At 60.5% G+C, this 18,968-nt stretch carries 18 protein-coding genes; 17 read left to right on the plus strand and 1 reads right to left on the minus strand.

Annotated features, from left to right (window positions below; translation table 11 throughout):
- From G7009_RS22490 to G7009_RS22525, 8 genes are all read left to right on the plus strand, one after another.
- Window positions 1–212, plus strand: a 212-nt coding sequence (locus G7009_RS22490; protein WP_219856731.1) for an FAD-binding protein, incomplete at its 5' end; no start/stop codon positions are given.
- A gap of 80 nt (window positions 213–292) precedes the next feature.
- Window positions 293–1,120: a substrate-binding periplasmic protein gene (locus tag G7009_RS22495; protein WP_258198031.1), complete on the plus strand. Its 828-nt coding sequence runs from the start codon at window positions 293–295 to the stop codon at window positions 1,118–1,120.
- Between the two features lie 216 nt (window positions 1,121–1,336).
- A complete protein-coding gene (locus G7009_RS22500; protein ID WP_181132303.1) occupies window positions 1,337–1,690 on the plus strand; it encodes a DUF4398 domain-containing protein in 354 nt (117 codons plus the stop codon).
- Window positions 1,687–2,496, plus strand: a complete 810-nt coding sequence (locus G7009_RS22505) for an OmpA family protein (RefSeq protein WP_181132304.1) — start codon at window positions 1,687–1,689, stop codon at window positions 2,494–2,496. Before G7009_RS22500 ends, G7009_RS22505 begins: the two co-directional genes overlap by 4 nt.
- Window positions 2,497–2,716: 220 nt before the next feature.
- Complete coding sequence (locus G7009_RS22510; protein ID WP_181132305.1) at window positions 2,717–4,159, plus strand: aminotransferase-like domain-containing protein; 1,443 nt, start codon at window positions 2,717–2,719, stop codon at window positions 4,157–4,159.
- A 59-nt stretch (window positions 4,160–4,218) separates the two neighbouring features.
- Window positions 4,219–4,719 carry a hypothetical protein gene (locus G7009_RS22515; RefSeq protein ID WP_181132306.1) on the plus strand — a complete coding sequence of 167 codons (501 nt, stop codon included), beginning with the start codon at window positions 4,219–4,221 and terminating at the stop codon, window positions 4,717–4,719.
- A 118-nt stretch (window positions 4,720–4,837) separates the two neighbouring features.
- Complete coding sequence (locus tag G7009_RS22520; RefSeq protein ID WP_181132307.1) at window positions 4,838–5,092, plus strand: YkgJ family cysteine cluster protein; 255 nt, start codon at window positions 4,838–4,840, stop codon at window positions 5,090–5,092.
- 30 nt (window positions 5,093–5,122) lie between these two features.
- Window positions 5,123–5,731, plus strand: a complete 609-nt coding sequence (locus G7009_RS22525; RefSeq protein WP_181132308.1) for an START domain-containing protein — start codon at window positions 5,123–5,125, stop codon at window positions 5,729–5,731.
- 66 nt (window positions 5,732–5,797) lie between these two features.
- Here G7009_RS22525 and gltA read toward each other — a convergent pair whose 3' ends face one another.
- On the minus strand, window positions 5,798–7,087 hold the full coding sequence (gene gltA, locus G7009_RS22530) for a citrate synthase (RefSeq protein WP_181132309.1): 1,290 nt from the start codon (window positions 7,085–7,087) through the stop codon (window positions 5,798–5,800).
- 352 nt (window positions 7,088–7,439) lie between these two features.
- Between gltA and sdhC the strand changes: the two genes are divergently transcribed.
- The 9 genes from sdhC (at window position 7,440) to sucD (ending at window position 18,777) form a co-directional block, all read left to right on the plus strand.
- Entirely contained in the window at window positions 7,440–7,826 is a 387-nt protein-coding gene (sdhC, locus tag G7009_RS22535; protein ID WP_181132310.1) for a succinate dehydrogenase, cytochrome b556 subunit, read from the plus strand.
- Window positions 7,820–8,188: a succinate dehydrogenase, hydrophobic membrane anchor protein gene (gene sdhD, locus G7009_RS22540; protein ID WP_181132311.1), complete on the plus strand. Its 369-nt coding sequence runs from the start codon at window positions 7,820–7,822 to the stop codon at window positions 8,186–8,188. Before sdhC ends, sdhD begins: the two co-directional genes overlap by 7 nt.
- Window positions 8,189–8,191: 3 nt before the next feature.
- Window positions 8,192–9,964 carry a succinate dehydrogenase flavoprotein subunit gene (gene sdhA / locus G7009_RS22545; protein WP_181132312.1) on the plus strand — a complete coding sequence of 591 codons (1,773 nt, stop codon included), beginning with the start codon at window positions 8,192–8,194 and terminating at the stop codon, window positions 9,962–9,964.
- 11 nt (window positions 9,965–9,975) lie between these two features.
- Window positions 9,976–10,680 carry a succinate dehydrogenase iron-sulfur subunit gene (locus G7009_RS22550; protein ID WP_181132313.1) on the plus strand — a complete coding sequence of 235 codons (705 nt, stop codon included), beginning with the start codon at window positions 9,976–9,978 and terminating at the stop codon, window positions 10,678–10,680.
- Window positions 10,681–10,941: 261 nt separating this feature from the next.
- Window positions 10,942–13,773: a 2-oxoglutarate dehydrogenase E1 component gene (locus G7009_RS22555; protein ID WP_181132314.1), complete on the plus strand. Its 2,832-nt coding sequence runs from the start codon at window positions 10,942–10,944 to the stop codon at window positions 13,771–13,773.
- 42 nt (window positions 13,774–13,815) lie between these two features.
- Entirely contained in the window at window positions 13,816–15,036 is a 1,221-nt protein-coding gene (gene odhB, locus G7009_RS22560; RefSeq protein WP_181132315.1) for a 2-oxoglutarate dehydrogenase complex dihydrolipoyllysine-residue succinyltransferase, read from the plus strand.
- Between the two features lie 91 nt (window positions 15,037–15,127).
- Window positions 15,128–16,564 (plus strand): dihydrolipoyl dehydrogenase, encoded by a 1,437-nt coding sequence (lpdA, locus tag G7009_RS22565; RefSeq protein WP_181132316.1) that lies wholly within the window; start codon window positions 15,128–15,130, stop codon window positions 16,562–16,564.
- Window positions 16,565–16,726: 162 nt separating this feature from the next.
- Window positions 16,727–17,893 (plus strand): ADP-forming succinate--CoA ligase subunit beta, encoded by a 1,167-nt coding sequence (gene sucC, locus G7009_RS22570; protein ID WP_181132317.1) that lies wholly within the window; start codon window positions 16,727–16,729, stop codon window positions 17,891–17,893.
- Window positions 17,893–18,777, plus strand: coding sequence for a succinate--CoA ligase subunit alpha (sucD, locus tag G7009_RS22575; RefSeq protein WP_181132318.1), 885 nt, complete (start codon window positions 17,893–17,895; stop codon window positions 18,775–18,777). The genes sucC and sucD overlap by 1 nt, the downstream gene beginning before the upstream one ends.
- The last annotated feature ends 191 nt before the right edge of the window (window positions 18,778–18,968 follow it).

The following is an 18,968-nucleotide window of genomic DNA, read 5'->3' on the forward strand; positions in this document are numbered from 1 at the left end:
TGCAGGTCGGCCAGACCGGCAAGATCGTCGCGCCGCAGCTGTACATCGCCGTCGGTATCTCCGGTGCCATCCAGCACCTGGCCGGCATGAAGGACTCCAAGGTGATCGTGGCGATCAACAAGGACGAAGAGGCGCCGATCTTCCAGGTGGCCGACTACGGCCTGGTGGCGGACCTGTTCGAAGCGATTCCGGAACTGGAAAAGCTGGTCTGATACGGCTGCTTCACCTATAAAGAAACCCGACTCTCGTCCCACGAGAGTCGGGTTTTTTCTTATGTATCAAGGAGCGAGGGATGGCGAGGCTTGGCCGAGTGGCAACGATGCTGGCATGCGCCGCGGCGCTGTTGTCGCCAGCGGTGATGGCAATAGGCAAGTGCGGGCGCCTCATCGCGACTGGCAGCCCGGATGCACCGCCTTATTCGTGGCAGGACCCCAAGGACCCCCGGCACCTCATTGGTGCCAACGTCGACCTCCTGAGGCATATCGCGGGTGAGTTGGGCCTGTCGGTCGAAGTACTGAGCGCCGGCAAACGTGACCAGGCGCTGGCGGAAGTGCGTAGCGGTCGCATGGACCTGCTGATCGATGCCCCCTTGCAGGTCGACCAACTGACCGCCATGGATTACCTGCATCCTCCTGTGCAGCTCAACGAATACCTGGTCTGGACACGCCATGATTCGTCGTTGGTCTACGACAGCCTTGCTGACCTGGAACGCTACCAGGGCAGTGTGTCGGAAAAGGCGCGACTGACTTCCGCCTTTGAAAGCTTCGCCAAGGCCAGGCTGAAGCTGGCACCTGCGCAGAACCTGACCCAGGCTTTCCAGAAGCTGGTGCTGGGACAAGTGGATTATGTGCTGGCTGGTCGTTATTCCGGGATGGCCATGACGCGCAGCCTGGGCATGGAGAACGATCTCATCGCCAGGGGGCTGCCTGTGGACGGGCCGGGTCTGTATCTCGCGCTTTCTCACAACTCGGCTTGCAACGACGCCTGGCTGCGTGGGCAACTGGCGAAGAAGCTCACGGAGCTGCCATCCACCGGGTTTTCCCAGACGGTGCTGCAGCGCAACGTGGAGCGCTGGAAGGAGCAGTCACAGGTGCCTGTGGAAGCGGCTGGGAAGCGCTGAATACAACGCTCGGTGCATTCACCCATCGCTCATTGCCGTGGCGACCCTGGCAAGGTGCTGCCTCTAGCTGAGGTTAAGCGCAAAAATGCGATAAGGGGTAGCAGGTTGAACGACGGCGCTTCCCTGTTCCCCGTTTGGACCTTTCGTTCGAGAACTACCTAAGAAACTGAATAGCTTGATAATATCCCTGCATCCCTAATCAAGGCTTCCCATGGCATGAGAACTCAATCCTTAATCCTTGGCGTTGCGCTGCTCGGACTTGCCGGCTGTGCCAGCGATCCAGCGCCGCATGAGCAACTACGCCTGTCCGAGCAGGCGTTGGAGCAGGCCAAGGCCGTAGGCGCTACCGAACAGGTGCCGGAGCTCAAGCTGGCCGAAGACAAGCTGGCGCGTGCCAGGACCGACATGCTCAGCGAGGATCACCGTGACGCGCGCATGCGTGCCGAGCAAGCCGAGCTGGATGCGCGTCTGGCCGAGGCGCGAGTCTTGACTCAAAAGAGCGAGGAGCAACTGGACCTGCTGCACAAGCGGGTGCAGCGTTTACGCAAGCAGCTGGAGGCTCGGCCATGAAGCGCCATATATCGATTCTCGCGCTGGGCCTGTCCTCGGTGATGGGGCTGCAAGGCTGCGCGAGTCAGCGTAGCGAGTCTGCCCTTGACGATGCGAACGAGGCTTTCCAGAAGGTCAAGGACGACTCCGACGTGCTGCGCAGCGCGCCGCGCGATGTGATTCGCGCTGGCGAGTCGCTGGCCCGGGCCGAACGTCTTTCCAGCTATGTGGGCAGCGGCGCCGACGTCCGTCATTACGCCTACCTGAGTCAGCGCTATAGCGAAATCGCTCAGGAGCACGCCAAGCTGGCGCTGAATCAGGAGCGCCTCGCCAAGCTCGATCTGGACCGTCAGCGACTGCAGCTGGCCCTGCGCGAGGCCAAGCTCTCCAGCGTCCAGCAACAGGGCAAGTGGTTGGAAGCCCAGATCGTCGCGCTCGCTTCCGAAGATGCCAATCGCGGCCTGGTGATGACACTGGGTGACGTGCTGTTCGACACAGGGCGTGCCGAGCTCAAGAATTCCGCCAGCCGTACCTTGCTCAAGCTGGTGCAATTCCTCCAGCTCAACCCGCGTCGCATCGTCCGTATCGAAGGGTATACCGACAGCACCGGTACTCCCGAGGACAACCTCAAGCTGTCGCGGGACAGAGCTCAGGCCGTCGCTGACATGCTGGTCGATCTGGGCGTGGACGAAAAACGCATCCAAGTGGAAGGCTACGGCGACCAGTACCCTGTCGAGGCCAATGCTTCGGAACGAGGCAGGGCGCAGAACCGCCGGGTCGAGATTGTCTTTTCCGATGAAAAGGGCAAGTTGGGAGCCGCTCGCTGATGCGTGTCGGCAGGGGCGATAAAATGCTCCTGCCTTCGCGCAGGCAAACCCTGATTTGCGCTGACCAATCTGGATTATGGATCGTCCGACAATCTTCCCACGCAACTGTATTGTTCAGTATTCTGCCATCTGTCCCAGTACACTTCGCAACTGTTACGGTATTCTGACTGGGCTTGGCGTTCCATAAGAACAATGAACCTCCGCGTCTCGGGATACTGTCATGACCAACCTGCTGCTGTACCAGCGCATCGCCCAGCAACTGGCGGAGGATATCCGCCGCGGCGTCTATCAGCCGGGAGAGCGTGTCCCTTCGGTGCGCAAGATGAGCGCGCAGCTCAATGTCAGCCATGCGACCGTTTTGCAGGCCTACGCCAATCTGGAAGACCAGGGGTTGATCCGCGCGCGGCCGCAGTCTGGCTATTACGTTCACCAGACACCCGCGCTGACAGCCCAGACGCCGGATATCGCCAGGGTGGAGCGCCCGGGTCTGGTGACACGGGCAAGTATCATCCAGCAGATCCTCGCCGAAGCGCGCCGCGATGGCGTCTTTCCATTTGGTGCGGCGGTGCCCCATGTGGACTACCTGCCGGTACGCGCGCTGCATCAGCAATTGGCTAAGGTCACCCGCTTCCAGAGCCCGCGTGCATTCAGCTACATGTTCAGCCCAGGGTACGAACCATTGCGTCGGCAGATCGCCATCCGCATGCGCGATGCCGGGGTGATGGTGGACCCGCGCGAAGTGGTGGTCACCCATGGCTGTGTCGACGCGCTGCAGATGTCCTTGCGCGTGCTCACGCGTCCGGGCGATTTGATCGCCGCGGAATCCCCGACCTACTACGGCTTGCTGCAACTGGCGGATCTCTTGGGCCTCAAGGTGATCGAGATCCCCAGCGACCCGTCCACGGGGATCAGCCTGGAGGCCCTGCAGTTGGCCGCCAACCAGTGGTCCATCAAGGCGCTGGTGCTGACCCCGCGCTTGAGCAACCCACTGGGTGGCACCATCCCCGAGGATCGGCAGAAACAATTGTTGCGGCTGGCCTCGGATTTCGACATCCAGATAGTGGAGGACGATATCTACGGCGAGCTCATGTTCGAGCAGGGCAAGAGCAAGGCGCTGAAGGCTCACGATCGGCTCGACCGGGTCATCTACTGCTCGAGTTTCTCGAAGACCTTGTCACCAGGCGTACGGGTGGGCTGGATCATCGCCGGGCGTTACCAGAGCGAGATCCAGCGACTGCAGACCTTCACCACGCACTCGGCGTGCAGCGTGACGCAGATGGGCGTCGCGGCCTATCTGGAAAACGGCGGTTATGACCGTCACCTTCGCTATATCCGTCAGGAGTACCGCAAGAACCTCAGCGCTTATCAGCTGGCGGTGCAGCAGCATTTTCCAGAGGGCACGCAGATGACGCGGCCGACCGGAGGCTTCATTCTCTGGGTCAGCTTGCCGGGACGCGTCAATACTCAGGAGTTGCACGTTCGCGCGCTGCAGCAGGGCATCAGCATCGCGCCTGGGCTGATATTCAGCAATACCGAGCAGTTCAATCACTGTATCCGGCTCAACTGTGGTATTCCTTGGAACAAGGAAGCGGAGCGCGCGGTCATTACCTTGGGCTTGTTGGCCCAGCAATTGTGCAACGAGTCGACAGCTTCGCAGCTGTAGGCTTGCCTGGCTCGCAGGGAATAGCGAGCATCAATTCTTCGGCAGATGTCGCGGTGTTCATGAAGTCTCATCGTTGCTTGGCCTTATCGTTATGCTTCGCCTCGCTGTGGTTTTCCAGCGCGGTCGTCCTGGCTGCGCAGCCTGCCGCCAAGGAGCCTGTCGAGGTGCGCCATGAGCAGCCTGCCAAGGCGCAGGCGCGCCAGGCAGGCAACCAGAAAGCCAAAGCAGGGGCCAAGGCTTCGACCAAGGCCACCCGCGGCAAAGCCGTCTCCAAGGCTCGCAAGAAACCGGTCAGCAAGGCGGTGTCCAAGGCCTTGCCCAAACCCAAGCTGGATTTGAGCCTGCCGCCTGAGATGGTCGAGCAGCTTGAACCCGAGGTCGACAACAAGCGCCCGCGCGGCAAGCCGTTGCTGCCGACGATGTTCCCCGAGAAGCCTACCGTGGACAGCCCATTCCAGCTTAACGGTCGACTGATCAGTAATGAGATGCAGCTGCAGCTGCGCAACGATAGCCGCCGAGATGTAGACGGGGCGGCCATCGAATTCGAATTCAAGCAATAGTCGCTCGACTGACTGTCAAGTCACACTGGATTTGCAAAAGTCAGCAATTTCAAACGGTCGTTTCAGCGGTTACTATCCAGACACTTTCATCCTGTCCTGCTCGGAGGAGCCTGTTTCCATGAACTGTCGCGAGGGTTGCGGCGCCTGCTGCATTGCCCCATCAATCAGCTCACCCATCCCAGGCATGCCGTTGGGCAAGCTTGCGGGCGAGCGCTGTCTGCATCTGTCCGTGGAAAACCTCTGCGGCTTGTTCGGCAGGCCGGAGCGACCTCCTGTCTGCGGCGGTTTCAAGGCTGATGTGGAGGTGTGCGGCAGCGATCGCGACGAAGCGATCAGGATCATTGGTTGGCTGGAGCAGGTGACGGCAGCGTGAAGGTTCGGATCTTCGACAACAAGGAACAAGATGATGAGACCGTTCAAGCGCATCGTATTGCTATGTGGAATGGGCATCCTGCTGGCGCCCTCTGCCTGGGCCGAGCAGTGGCAGGTGGCCAAGGACGAGGAGGGCATACAGGTCTCCCTCAGTGAGGTACCTGGCTCCAAGTACAAGGCTTATCGCAGCGTGGCATTGATCAAGGCACCCATGGCCAGGGTCAAGACGCTTCAGGAAGATGTGGCCGGCGCGTGTGCCTGGATATATGAGTGCCAGTCGCAGAAGCTGCTCAAGCACGAAGGCAATCAGGCCTGGACCTATACGCGCTTCAAGGCGCCCTGGCCGGTTACCGCGCGAGATTCGGTACTGCATGTGGTCACCACCGAGCAGGCTGATGGCAGTCTGATGCGCACCTTGGAAGGGCAGCCGAACTACCTTCCGCCTGAGCAGGGTTATGTGCGGGTGGCGGCCGTGAAGGGCTTCTGGAGGCTGGTGCCCAAGGGTGACAGCACCGAGGTGACCTATCAGGTTCATACCGAGCCGGGTGGCAGCGTGCCTTCCTGGCTGGCCAACAAGTTCGTCGTGGATGCGCCGTTCAATACCTTGAAGGGGCTCAAGGCCCGCGCCGAAAAACCCTGACGCCAGAACGGCAAAGGCTGCCCTGGGGCAGCCTTTGCGAGTGCGGTTCACGCTGCTAGGCAGTGCTTACCTGCGATCGTTCAGCGCTTCGATATCGCGCTGTTGCTCGCCTGTGTACAGTTGGCGCGGGCGGCCGATCTTGTAAGGGCTGGAGAGCATTTCCTTCCAGTGCGCGATCCAGCCGACGGTGCGCGCCAGGGCGAAGATCACGGTGAACATGCTGGTCGGGATGCCGATGGCCTTGAGGATGATACCCGAGTAGAAATCGACGTTCGGATAAAGCGAGCGTTCGATGAAGTACGGGTCGGTCAGGGCGATCTCTTCCAGGCGCATGGCCAGTTCCAGCTGCGGATCGTTCTTGATGCCCAGCTCGCGCAGGACTTCATCGCAGGTCTGCTTCATGACGGTGGCGCGCGGGTCGCGGTTCTTGTAGACGCGGTGGCCGAAGCCCATCAGCTTGAACGGGTCGTTCTTGTCCTTGGCCTTGGCGATGAAAGTGTCGATGTTCGAGACATCGCCGATTTCATCGAGCATGGTCAGTACCGCTTCGTTGGCGCCGCCATGGGCCGGGCCCCAGAGCGCGGCGATGCCGGCGGCGATGCAGGCGAACGGGTTGGCGCCCGAGGAGCCTGCCAGGCGAACGGTGGACGTGGAAGCGTTCTGCTCATGATCGGCATGGAGGATGAAGATCCGGTCCATTGCCTTGGCCAGTACCGGGCTGATCGGTTTGATCTCGCACGGGGTGTTGAACATCATGTGCAGGAAGTTCTCCGCGTACGACAGGTCGTTGCGCGGGTACATCATGGGTTGACCCATGGAGTACTTGTACACCATTGCCGCCAGGGTCGGCATCTTGGCGACCAGGCGGATCGCGGAGATCTCGCGGTGCTGCGGGTTATTGATGTCCAGGGAGTCATGGTAGAACGCCGACAGCGCGCCAACCACGCCACACATCACCGCCATGGGGTGAGCGTCGCGACGGAAGCCGTTGAAGAACGTCTTCAACTGCTCGTGCACCATGGTGTGGTTCTTCACGGTGCCGACGAACTGGGCCTTCTGCTCGGCGTTGGGCAGCTCGCCGTTGAGCAGCAGGTAGCAGGTCTCTAGGTAGTCGCATTTTTCCGCGAGCTGCTCGATCGGATAGCCGCGGTGCAGCAGGACGCCCTTGTCACCATCGATGTAGGTGATCTTCGATTCGCACGAGGCGGTCGCCATGAAACCAGGGTCGAAAGTGAAGTGCCCCGTGGCGCCCAGGCCGCGTACGTCGATAACATCGGGACCAACGGTGCCGCTTAAAATGGGCAGTTCTACGGGGGCTGCGCCCTCGATGACCAACTGCGCTTTTTTGTCAGCCATGTGGCCTCCTATTAATGCTTGAAATCATCAGACAGAACCCCCCACGCAGGGCCCGCACCACTATAGAGGGATAAATTCAGATGTCAATTTGCCTAAAGGCTGGTTGAAACGCCTTTGCGCAAGCGCTTTTTACCGAAATTCTCGCCCGTTTACGCCTTTTGCTCACTAAAGACAATCCGCTATTTGGGCTAGGTCGTCACGTTGTCATTAGTAGCCTAACTGTCTATACTCGGCACCCGACCGCCAAGGGCTTGCAAGCCCACTCTGCTGGGGGTCGCCGTTCCCTGGGTGGTGGGTACCTGACCAGTACACTTACCAACAACTTTGCCCTGTTAGCTAGGGGCTCTTCAGTGTGAAAAAAGCCGTGAAAAGCCAACGACCTGTAAACCTAGACCTAAGGACCATCAAACTCCCGATCACCGCCTACACGTCCATTCTCCACCGTATTTCCGGCGTCATCCTGTTCGTCGGTCTGGCCATCATGCTGTATGCGTTGAGCATGTCGCTGGGGTCGGAGGAGGGGTTCGCCGAGGTGAAGGCGTACATGACCAGTGCGCTGGCCAAATTCGTGATCTGGGGCCTGCTGTCCGCCTTGCTGTATCACCTGGTGGCAGGCGTACGCCACCTGATCATGGACATGGGCATCGGTGAGACGCTGGAAGGCGGCAAGCTGGGCTCGAAAATCGTGATCGTCATCTCCGTGGTGGTGATCGTTCTGGCGGGAGTTTGGGTATGGTAACCAATGTCACGAACCTGTCGCGTTCGGGCCTCTATGACTGGATGGCGCAGCGCGTTTCTGCGGTCGTTCTCGCGGCTTACTTCATCTTCCTGATCGGCTACCTCGTGGCGCACCCGGGCATCGACTATGTCCAGTGGCACGCCCTGTTCTCCAATAACGCGATGCGTATCTTCAGTCTGTTGGCCCTGGTGGCCCTGGGCGCTCACGCCTGGGTCGGCATGTGGACCATTGCCACCGACTACCTGACGCCGATGTCGTTCGGCAAGTCGGCGACTGCGATACGTTTCCTGTTCCAGGCGGTATGCGGCGTTGCGATGTTCGCTTACTTCGTCTGGGGTGTGCAGATTCTCTGGGGTATCTGATTCATGGCTATCATTCCAACGATTTCTTTCGACGCCATCATTGTTGGCGGCGGTGGTGCCGGCATGCGCGCAGCGCTGCAACTGGCCCAGGGTGGTCACAAGACCGCCGTGATCACCAAGGTCTTCCCGACCCGTTCGCACACCGTGTCCGCCCAGGGCGGCATCACCTGCGCCATCGCTTCGGCCGACCCGAACGATGACTGGCGCTGGCACATGTACGATACCGTCAAGGGTTCCGACTACATCGGCGACCAGGACGCGATCGAATACATGTGTCAGGAAGGCCCTGCCGCGGTCTTCGAGCTGGACCACATGGGCCTGCCGTTCTCGCGTACCGAGACTGGTCGTATCTATCAACGTCCGTTCGGTGGTCAGTCCAAGGACTTCGGCAAGGGCGGTCAGGCTGCCCGTACCTGCGCGGCGTCCGACCGTACCGGTCACGCGCTGCTGCACACCCTGTACCAGGGCAACCTGAAGGCAGGCACGACCTTCCTCAACGAGTACTACGCCGTTGACCTGGTCAAGAACCAGGACGGCGCCTTCGTCGGTGTGATCGCGATCTGCATCGAGACCGGCGAAACCCAGTACATCCGTGCCAAGGCCACCGTATTGGCCACCGGCGGCGCGGGCCGTATCTACGCCTCCACCACCAACGCCCTGATCAACACCGGTGACGGTGTCGGCATGGCGCTGCGCGCCGGCGTACCGGTCCAGGACATCGAAATGTGGCAGTTCCACCCGACCGGTATCGCCGGCGCCGGTGTACTGGTCACCGAAGGTTGCCGTGGTGAAGGTGGTTACCTGATCAACAAGCACGGCGAGCGTTTCATGGAGCGTTATGCTCCGAACGCCAAGGACCTCGCAGGTCGTGACGTCGTGGCACGTTCCATGGTCAAGGAAATCATCGCCGGTAACGGTTGTGGTCCGGATGGCGACCACGTGATGCTCAAGCTCGATCACCTGGGCGAGGAAGTGCTGCACAGCCGTCTGCCAGGGATCTGCGAACTGTCCAAGACCTTCGCGCACGTCGACCCTGTCGTTGCGCCGGTTCCGGTCGTGCCGACCTGCCACTACATGATGGGCGGCGTTGCCACCAACATCCATGGCCAGGCCATGACTCAGGACGCCAATGGCGTCGACCACATCATCCCTGGCCTGTTCGCGGTCGGTGAGGTGGCGTGCGTATCGGTCCACGGTGCAAACCGTCTGGGCGGCAACTCGCTGCTCGACCTGGTGGTCTTCGGCCGTGCTGCCGGCCTGCACCTGGAAAAAGCGCTGACCGAGGGTATCGAATACCGCGACGCCAGCGACACCGACGTCGAAGTGGCGCTGAACCGTCTGAACAAGCTCAACGAGCGTACCGACGGCGAAGACGTCGCAACCCTGCGCCGCGAGCTGCAGAACTGCATGCAGAACTACTTCGGTGTATTCCGTACTGGCGAATACATGCAGAAGGGTATCGCGCAATTGGCGACTCTGCGTGAACGAATCGCCAACGTGAAGATCAACGATAAGTCCCAGGCATTCAATACCGCGCGTATCGAAGCACTGGAGCTGCAGAACCTGCTGGAAGTCGCCGAAGCGACGGCTATTGCTGCAGAGGTTCGCAAGGAGTCCCGCGGTGCTCATGCCCGTGAAGATTTCGAAGACCGTGATGACGAAAACTGGCTGTGCCATACCCTGTACTTCCCAGGTGAGAAGCGGGTTACCAAGCGCGCAGTCAACTTCGCGCCGAAGACCGTGCCGGCGTTCGAACCAAAAGTCCGGACTTACTGAGGGTGGCTGCTATGTTGCAAGTCGAAGTATACCGTTACAACCCGGATTCGGACTCGGCACCTAAGACTCAGGTGTTCCAGGTCGATACCGGTGGCAAGGACCTGATGGTTCTGGACGTGCTGGCGCTGATCAAAGAGCAGGATGAAGGTTTCTCCTATCGTCGTTCCTGCCGCGAAGGCGTGTGCGGTTCCGACGGCATGAACATCAACGGCAAGAATGGCCTGGCGTGCATCACGCCGCTGTCTGCTGTCGTAAAAGGCAACAAACTGGTCGTGCGCCCTCTGCCGGGCCTGCCGGTCATCCGTGACCTGGTCGTCGACATGAGCATCTTCTACAAGCAGTACGAGAAGGTGAAGCCATTCCTGCAGAACGATTCGCCGGCTCCGGCCATCGAGCGCCTGCAGTCGCCGGAAGAACGCGAGAAGCTGGACGGTCTGTACGAGTGCATCCTGTGCGCTTGCTGCTCGACCTCCTGCCCGTCGTTCTGGTGGAACCCCGACAAGTTCCTGGGTCCTGCCGCACTGCTGCAAGCCTATCGCTTCCTGGCAGACAGCCGTGACACCAAGACCCAGGAGCGCCTGGCGTCCCTGGATGATCCGTTCAGTGTGTTCCGCTGCCGCGGAATCATGAACTGCGTCAACGTTTGCCCGAAGGGTCTGAACCCGACCAAGGCAATCGGTCACGTGCGCAACATGCTGCTGCAGAGCGGCACCTGATGCTGAAAGTGTTGTAATCGTAACTGTTGTAATTGCAGTACACCGAAGTGCGGGCGGTGAGCCCGCACCGAGGTGAAATCCGAGCATGGGTTCATGAAACCCGCGCTCTTACCTATGAAGATATGAGACCAGCAGGGGCTTCCGGGCTGGTACCCGGAAAATCTGCAGGATCCTCGGTGGCGTGGTTCAGTCGCTGTCTCGGACTTTTCCATGCGTGCTGCGGCTCTTGCCGATCAGTCCCCTAACCGAGGGTGACCAAGCATGCAAGAAAGCGTGATGCAGCGCATGTGGGAAAGCGCCCACCTTTCAGGTGGTAACGCTGCATATGTGGAAGAGCTCTACGAGCTCTACCTGCACGACCCTAACGCCGTGCCAGAAGAGTGGCGCACTTACTTCCAGAAGTTGCCCGCCGAAGGCAGCACCGCTACCGATGTATCGCACTCGACGATCCGCGACCATTTCGTATTGCTGGCGAAGAACCAGCGCCGCGCCCAGCCGGTGTCAGCCGGGAGCGTGAGCAGTGAACACGAGAAGAAGCAGGTTGAAGTACTGCGCCTGATCCAGGCCTACCGCATGCGCGGCCACCAAGCGGCCCAGCTCGACCCGCTGGGTTTGTGGCAGCGCCCTGCGCCTGTAGACCTGTCGATCAATCACTACGGCTTGACCAATGCCGATCTTGATACGACCTTCCGTGCCGGCGACCTGTACATCGGCAAAGAGGAAGCGAGCCTACGCGAAATCGTAGAGGCATTGCAGAAGACATATTGTCGCACTATTGGCGCCGAGTTCACTCACATCGTTGATTCCGAGCAGCGCAGCTGGTTCCAGCAGCGCCTGGAAAGTGTTCGTGGCCGCCCTGAATTTTCCGCCGATATCCAGAGCCATCTGCTCGAGCGCGTCACCGCGGCCGAGGGCCTGGAGAAATACCTGGGCACCAAGTACCCGGGCACCAAGCGCTTCGGTCTCGAAGGTGGCGAAAGCCTGATCCCGATGCTGGACGAAATGATCCAGCGTTCCGGTTCCTATGGCACCAAGGAAGTCGTGATCGGCATGGCCCACCGTGGCCGTCTGAACGTGCTGGTCAATACCTTCGGCAAGAACCCGCGCGATCTGTTCGACGAGTTCGAAGGCAAGAAGAAGGTCGAGTTGGGCTCCGGTGACGTCAAGTACCACCAGGGCTTCTCGTCTAACGTGATGACCGCCGGCGGCGAAGTGCACCTGGCCATGGCCTTTAACCCTTCGCACCTGGAAATCGTCTCGCCAGTGGTGGAAGGTTCGGTTCGCGCCCGTCAGGATCGTCGTAACGACACCGTTGGCGACAAGGTACTGCCGATCTCGATGCACGGCGACGCCGCGTTCGCAGGTCAGGGTGTCGTGATGGAAACCTTCCAGATGTCGCAGACCCGCGGTTTCAAGACCGGCGGTACCGTGCACATCGTGATCAACAACCAGGTCGGTTTCACCATCAGCAACCCGCTGGACTCGCGTTCCACCGAATACTGCACCGACGTCGCCAAGATGATCCAGGCGCCGATCCTGCACGTGAACGGCGATGATCCCGAGGCGGTGCTGTTCGTTACCCAGCTGGCCATCGACTACCGCATGCAGTTCAAGCGCGATGTGGTCATCGACCTGGTCTGCTATCGCCGCCGTGGCCACAACGAGGCCGACGAACCGAGCGGTACCCAGCCGCTGATGTACCAGCAGATCACCAAGCAGCGCACCACTCGCGAACTCTATGCCGAGAGCCTGATCAAGGCCGGTCGCCTGGACGCCGAGCGTGTCCAGGCCAAGATCGACGAGTACCGCAACGCGCTGGACAATGGCCTGCATGTGGTCAAGAGCCTGGTCAAGGAGCCCAACAAGGAGCTGTTCGTCGACTGGCGTCCATACCTGGGCCACACCTGGACCGCGCGTCACGACACGCGTTTCGACCTCAAGACCCTGCAGGACCTGTCGTCCAAGCTGTTCGAGCTGCCGGAAGGCTTCGTCGTCCAGCGTCAGGTATCGAAGATCTACGAAGATCGCCAGAAGATGCAGGCCGGTGGCTTGCCGATCAACTGGGGCTACGCCGAGACCATGGCCTACGCGACCCTGTTGTTCGAGGGCCATCCGATTCGTATCACCGGCCAGGACGTAGGCCGCGGCACCTTCTCGCACCGTCATGCGGCGCTGCACAACCAGAAGGATGCCAGCACCTACCTGCCGCTGCAGAACCTGTACGCCGGCCAGCCGAAGTTCGATCTGTACGACTCCTTCCTGTCGGAAGAGGCCGTGCTGGCATTCGAATACGGCTACTCCACCACTACGCCTGAAGCGCTGGTGATCTGGGAAGCGCAGTTCGGCGACTTCGCCAACGGTGCCCAGGTCGTCGTCGACCAGTTCATCACCAGTGGCGAGCACAAGTGGGGTCGTCTGTGCGGCCTGACCATGCTGCTGCCACACGGTTACGAAGGGCAGGGCCCTGAGCACTCCTCGGCACGCCTGGAACGCTACCTGCAACTGTGCGCCGAGCACAACGTCCAGGTCTGCGTACCGACCACGCCGGCTCAGATCTATCACCTGCTGCGTCGTCAGGTCATTCGTCCACTGCGCAAGCCGTTGATCGTACTGACGCCCAAGTCGCTGTTGCGCCACAAGCTGGCCATCTCGACCCTGGAAGATCTGGCCGAAGGCTCGTTCCAGACCGTCATCCCGGAACTCGACAACCTCGATCCGGCCAAGGTGGAGCGTCTGGTCCTGTGCAGTGGCAAGGTCTACTACGACTTGCTGGAAAAACGCCGTGCCGAAGGCCGTGAAGATATCGCCATCGTGCGTATCGAGCAGCTGTATCCGTTCCCCGAGGACGATCTGGTCGAGATCCTTGCGCCATACACCAACCTCAAGCATGCGGTGTGGTGCCAGGAAGAGCCGATGAACCAGGGTGCCTGGTACAGCAGTCAGCACCACATGCGCCGTATCCTGGCTCGCCACAACAAGGCGCTGTCCCTGGAGTACGCCGGTCGCGACGCGTCTGCCGCGCCAGCCTGTGGGTATGCTTCGATGCACGCCGAACAGCAGCAAGCCCTGCTGCAGGCCGCCTTCACTGTCTAACGCTTTCGTGCACCAGAAACCGAATTTAAGGAAATACTGATAATGGCTATCCAGATCAAAGCCCCAACCTTCCCGGAATCGGTTGCCGATGGCACCGTTGCCACCTGGCACAAGAAGCCGGGCGAAGCCGTCAAGCGTGACGAGCTGATCGTCGACATCGAAACCGACAAGGTCGTGCTCGAAGTCCTGGCCACCGCCGATGGCGTGCTGGGCGATATCGTCAAGAACGAAGGCGATACCGTCCTGTCCGACGAAGTCCTGGGTGCGATCGTGGAAGGTGGCGCCGCTACCGCTGCTCCGGCCGCGGCCCCTGCCGCCGCACCCGCCGCTGCCGCTGCCGATGCCGGTGAAGACGATCCGGTCGCCGCGCCTGCAGCGCGCAAGCTGGCCGAAGAGAATGGCATCGACCTGGCCAGCGTGAGCGGCACCGGCAAAGGTGGTCGCATCACCAAGGAAGACATGGTTGCAGCCATTGCCGCCAAGAAGTCCGCGCCTGCCGCTGCGCCTGCCGCCAAGCCAGCTGCCGCCGCTGCCGCCCCGGTGGTGACCGCCGCAGGCGATCGCACCGAGAAGCGCGTGCCGATGACCCGTCTGCGTGCCAAGATCGCTGAGCGCCTGGTCGAAGCCCAGTCGAACATGGCGATGCTGACTACCTTCAACGAAGTCGACATGACCGAAGTCATGGCGCTGCGCTCCAAGTACAAGGACCTGTTCGAGAAGACCCACAATGGCGTGCGCCTGGGCTTCATGTCGTTCTTCGTCAAGGCGGCCACCGAGGCGCTGAAGCGCTTCCCGGCGGTCAACGCTTCCATCGATGGCAATGACATCGTCTACCACGGCTTTGCCGACGTCGGCGTCGCCGTCTCCAGCGAACGTGGCCTGGTGGTGCCGGTCCTGCGCAACGCCGAGCAGATGAGCCTGGCGGAAATCGAGAACGGTATTGCCACCTTCGGCAAGAAGGCCCGCGACGGCAAGCTGTCCATCGAAGAGATGACGGGTGGTACCTTCACCATCACCAACGGTGGTACATTCGGCTCGATGATGTCGACCCCGATCGTCAACCCGCCACAGGCGGCGATCCTGGGCATGCACAACATCATCCAGCGTCCGATGGCGATCAATGGCCAAGTGGTCATTCGCCCAATGATGTACCTGGCGCTGTCCTATGACCATCGCCTGATCGATGGCAAAGAAGCCGTGACCTTCCTGGTAACCATCAAGAACCTGCTGGAAGATCCGTCTCGCCTGCTGCTGGACATCTAAACAACAGCTACGAGTTGCAAGCCGCTCGCTTCGACAAGAAGCGGGGGCTCGCGGCTCGGGCTTGTAGCTTGAAGCTGATAAGGAATCTTTTATGACCCAGAAATTCGACGTGGTAGTGATTGGTGCAGGTCCTGGCGGCTATGTCGCCGCGATCAAGGCTGCACAGCTTGGTCTGAAGACGGCCTGTGTCGAGAAGTACACCGATGCCGAGGGCAAGCTGGCTCTGGGTGGCACTTGCCTGAACGTGGGTTGCATCCCTTCCAAGGCACTGCTGGACAGCTCCTGGAAGTACAAGGAAGCCAAGGAATCCTTCAGCGTCCACGGCATTTCCACCGGTGAGGTGAAGATGGACGTCGCCGCGATGGTCGGCCGCAAGGCGGGCATCGTCAAGAACCTGACCGGTGGCGTCGCTACCTTGTTCAAGGCCAATGGCGTCACTTCGATCCAGGGCCACGGCAAGCTGCTGGCCGGCAAGAAAGTCGAGGTCACCAAGGCTGACGGCACCACCGAAGTCATCGAGGCCGACAACGTCATCCTGGCGTCGGGCTCGCGTCCGATCGACATTCCGCCGGCTCCGGTCGATCAGAACGTCATCGTCGATTCCACCGGCGCCCTGGAATTCCAGTCCGTGCCGCAGCGCCTGGGTGTGATCGGCGCCGGCGTCATCGGTCTGGAACTGGGTTCGGTATGGTCGCGCCTGGGTGCTCAGGTGACCGTGCTGGAAGCGCTGGATACCTTCCTGATGGCGGCCGACAGCGCCGTTGCCAAGGAAGCCCAGAAGACCCTGACCAAGCAGGGCCTGGACATCAAGCTGGGTGCTCGCGTAACCGGTTCGCAGGTCAACGGTGAGGAGGTCGAAGTGACCTACACCGACGCCAACGGCGAGCAGAAGATCACCTTTGACAAGCTGATCGTCGCGGTCGGCCGTCGTCCCGTCACTACCGAGCTGCTGGCTTCGGACAGCGGCGTGAACATCGACGAACGTGGCTACATCTATGTCGATGACTACTGTGCTACCAGCGTGCCTGGCGTCTATGCCATCGGCGACGTGGTACGTGGTCTGATGCTGGCTCACAAGGCGTCGGAAGAAGGCATCATGGTCGTCGAGCGCATCAAGGGTCACAAGGCCCAGATGAACTATGACCTGATCCCGTCGGTTATCTACACCCACCCGGAAATCGCTTGGGTCGGCAAGACCGAGCAGACCTTGAAGGCCGAAGGCGTTGAGGTTAACGTGGGCACCTTCCCGTTCGCGGCAAGTGGCCGCGCGATGGCTGCCAACGACACCGGTGGTTTCGTCAAGGTCATCGCCGATGCCAAGACCGACCGCGTGCTGGGTGTGCATGTGATCGGCCCATCGGCTGCCGAACTGGTTCAGCAGGGCGCGATCGCAATGGAATTCGGCACCAGCGCCGAAGATCTGGGCATGATGGTCTTCTCCCATCCGACCCTGTCCGAAGCGCTGCACGAAGCCGCGCTGGCCGTGAATGGCGGCGCCATTCACGTGGCCAACCGCAAGAAGCGTTAAACAATAAGAAACCACGGCGAGCAGCCCGTCGTGAGTCTTGCGTGCATGGCTCACCGCGGAAACTTCGCCGGACCGGGCCCTGAGGGCAAACGGTCACAGGTGGCGCGGCGCCGGAAACGGCGCAGCGCCGAAGCGCAGTACCTAACGAAGACGGTATAAAGCATGAATCTTCACGAGTATCAGGGTAAGCAGCTGTTCGCTGAATACGGCCTGCCAGTTTCCAAGGGTTTCGCAGTCGACACCCCAGAAGCTGCAGCAGAAGCCTGCGACAAGATCGGTGGTTCGGAGTGGGTTGTCAAAGCCCAGGTCCACGCCGGTGGTCGCGGTAAGGCGGGCGGCGTCAAGCTGGTTCGCAGCAAGGAAGACGCCAAGGCGTTCGCTGCGCAGTGGCTGGGCAAGAATCTGGTTACCTACCAGACCGATGCCAACGGTCAGCCCGTTTCCAAGATCCTGGTCGAATCCTGCACCGACATCGCCAAAGAGCTGTACCTGGGCGCTGTCGTGGATCGTTCGAGCCGTCGTATCGTGTTCATGGCTTCCACCGAAGGTGGCGTGGACATCGAGAAGGTCGCTCACGACACTCCCGAGAAGATCCTCAAGGCTACCATCGACCCGCTGACCGGCGCTCAGCCGTTCCAGGGTCGCGAACTCGCGTTCCAGCTGGGTCTGGAAGGCAAGCAGGTCACTCAGTTCGCCAAGATCTTCGTAGGTCTGGCCAAGCTGTTCAAGGACCATGACCTGGCCCTGCTGGAAGTCAACCCGCTGGTCATCAAGGCCGACGGCGACCTACACTGCCTCGATGCCAAGATCAACATCGATGCCAACGCCATGTACCGTCAGCCCAAGCTGAAGACCTTCCACGACCCGTCGCAGGACGATGCTCGCGAGGCCCACGCTGCCAAGTTCGAACTGAACTACGTGGCGCTGGAAGGCAACATCGGCTGTATGGTCAACGGTGCCGGCCTGGCCATGGGTACCATGGACATCGTCAACCTGCACGGCGGCAAGCCAGCCAACTTCCTCGACGTAGGTGGTGGCGCTACCAAAGAGCGCGTGACCGAAGCCTTCAAGATCATCCTGTCCGACAGCAATGTCGCGGCCGTGCTGGTCAACATCTTCGGCGGTATCGTTCGTTGCGACATGATTGCCGAAGGCATCATCGGCGCAGTGAAGGAAGTCGGCGTTAAAGTGCCGGTCGTTGTTCGCCTCGAAGGCAACAATGCTGAACTGGGCGCCAAAGTACTGGCAGAAAGCGGTTTGAACATCATTGCTGCAACCAGCCTGACCGACGCTGCTCAACAAGTTGTCAAAGCTGCGGAGGGCAAGTAATGAGCGTCCTGATCAATAAAGACACCAAGGTCATCTGCCAGGGCTTCACCGGCTCGCAGGGCACTTTCCACTCCGAGCAAGCCATTGCCTACGGCACCAAGATGGTTGGCGGCGTGACTCCAGGCAAGGGTGGCACCACGCACCTGGGCCTGCCAGTGTTCAACACTGTGCAAGAAGCTGTCGAAGCCACCGGCGCCGACGCTTCGGTGATCTACGTTCCGGCTCCGTTCTGCAAGGACTCGATCCTGGAAGCGGCATTCGGCGGCATCAAGCTGATCGTCTGCATCACCGAAGGCATTCCTACCCTGGACATGCTGGACGCCAAGGTCAAGTGCGACGAGCTGGGCGTTACCCTGATCGGCCCTAACTGCCCAGGCGTGATCACTCCAGGCGAGTGCAAGATCGGCATCATGCCGGGTCACATTCACCTGCCAGGCAAGGTCGGTATCGTTTCCCGTTCCGGCACCCTGACCTATGAAGCCGTCAAGCAGACCACTGACGCCGGTTTCGGTCAGTCCACCTGTGTCGGTATCGGCGGTGACCCGATTCCTGGTTCGAACTTCATCGACATCCTGAAGCTGTTCCAGGAAGACCCGAAGACCGAAGCGATCGTCATGATCGGTGAGATCGGCGGTTCGGCCGAAGAAGAGGCCGCGGCCTACATCAAGGCCAACGTGACCAAGCCAGTCGTTTCCTACATCGCGGGCGTCACTGCTCCGGCAGGCAAGCGCATGGGTCATGCCGGCGCCATCATCTCCGGCGGCAAAGGCACTGCGGACGAGAAGTTCGCTGCGCTGCAGGATGCCGGTGTCAAGACCGTGCGTTCCCTGGCTGACATCGGCAAGGCCCTGGCCGAGCTGACTGGTTGGGAAGTCAAGAAGTAATACGCAGCATCCCCCACGCAACACAAAGGCCACCTTCGGGTGGCCTTTGTGTATGTGCAGTCCTCAGGTATTGCTTTGCCGACATTTCTAATCAGGGCAATAGAAAATTCCTACATTCATCTGTAAGTAACACTGCGATAATCGTCGGCGTCTTCCGGTCGCACAGACGACAAGTCCTTACGCACATCGGA

The organism is Pseudomonas capeferrum, from assembly GCF_013523055.1.
GTDB lineage: Bacteria > Pseudomonadota > Gammaproteobacteria > Pseudomonadales > Pseudomonadaceae > Aquipseudomonas > Aquipseudomonas capeferrum_A.

Excerpts from the sequence above, each read along its gene's own strand:
- odhB (WP_181132315.1), top strand. The coding sequence starts at position 13,816 with ATGGCTATCCAGATCAAAGCCCCAACCTTCCCGGAATCGGTTGCCGAT.
- sdhA (WP_181132312.1), top strand. The coding sequence starts at position 8,192 with ATGGCTATCATTCCAACGATTTCTTTCGACGCCATCATTGTTGGCGGC.
- G7009_RS22525 (WP_181132308.1), top strand. The coding sequence starts at position 5,123 with ATGATGAGACCGTTCAAGCGCATCGTATTGCTATGTGGAATGGGCATC.
- G7009_RS22555 (WP_181132314.1), top strand. The coding sequence starts at position 10,942 with ATGCAAGAAAGCGTGATGCAGCGCATGTGGGAAAGCGCCCACCTTTCA.
- G7009_RS22550 (WP_181132313.1), top strand. The coding sequence starts at position 9,976 with ATGTTGCAAGTCGAAGTATACCGTTACAACCCGGATTCGGACTCGGCA.
- sdhD (WP_181132311.1), top strand. The coding sequence starts at position 7,820 with ATGGTAACCAATGTCACGAACCTGTCGCGTTCGGGCCTCTATGACTGG.
- sucC (WP_181132317.1), top strand. The coding sequence starts at position 16,727 with ATGAATCTTCACGAGTATCAGGGTAAGCAGCTGTTCGCTGAATACGGC.
- G7009_RS22505 (WP_181132304.1), top strand. The coding sequence starts at position 1,687 with ATGAAGCGCCATATATCGATTCTCGCGCTGGGCCTGTCCTCGGTGATG.
- G7009_RS22515 (WP_181132306.1), top strand. The coding sequence starts at position 4,219 with ATGAAGTCTCATCGTTGCTTGGCCTTATCGTTATGCTTCGCCTCGCTG.
- G7009_RS22510 (WP_181132305.1), top strand. The coding sequence starts at position 2,717 with ATGACCAACCTGCTGCTGTACCAGCGCATCGCCCAGCAACTGGCGGAG.
- sucD (WP_181132318.1), top strand. The coding sequence starts at position 17,893 with ATGAGCGTCCTGATCAATAAAGACACCAAGGTCATCTGCCAGGGCTTC.
- G7009_RS22500 (WP_181132303.1), top strand. The coding sequence starts at position 1,337 with ATGAGAACTCAATCCTTAATCCTTGGCGTTGCGCTGCTCGGACTTGCC.
- gltA (WP_181132309.1), bottom strand. The coding sequence starts at position 7,087 with ATGGCTGACAAAAAAGCGCAGTTGGTCATCGAGGGCGCAGCCCCCGTA.
- G7009_RS22495 (WP_258198031.1), top strand. The coding sequence starts at position 293 with ATGGCGAGGCTTGGCCGAGTGGCAACGATGCTGGCATGCGCCGCGGCG.
- lpdA (WP_181132316.1), top strand. The coding sequence starts at position 15,128 with ATGACCCAGAAATTCGACGTGGTAGTGATTGGTGCAGGTCCTGGCGGC.
- G7009_RS22520 (WP_181132307.1), top strand. The coding sequence starts at position 4,838 with ATGAACTGTCGCGAGGGTTGCGGCGCCTGCTGCATTGCCCCATCAATC.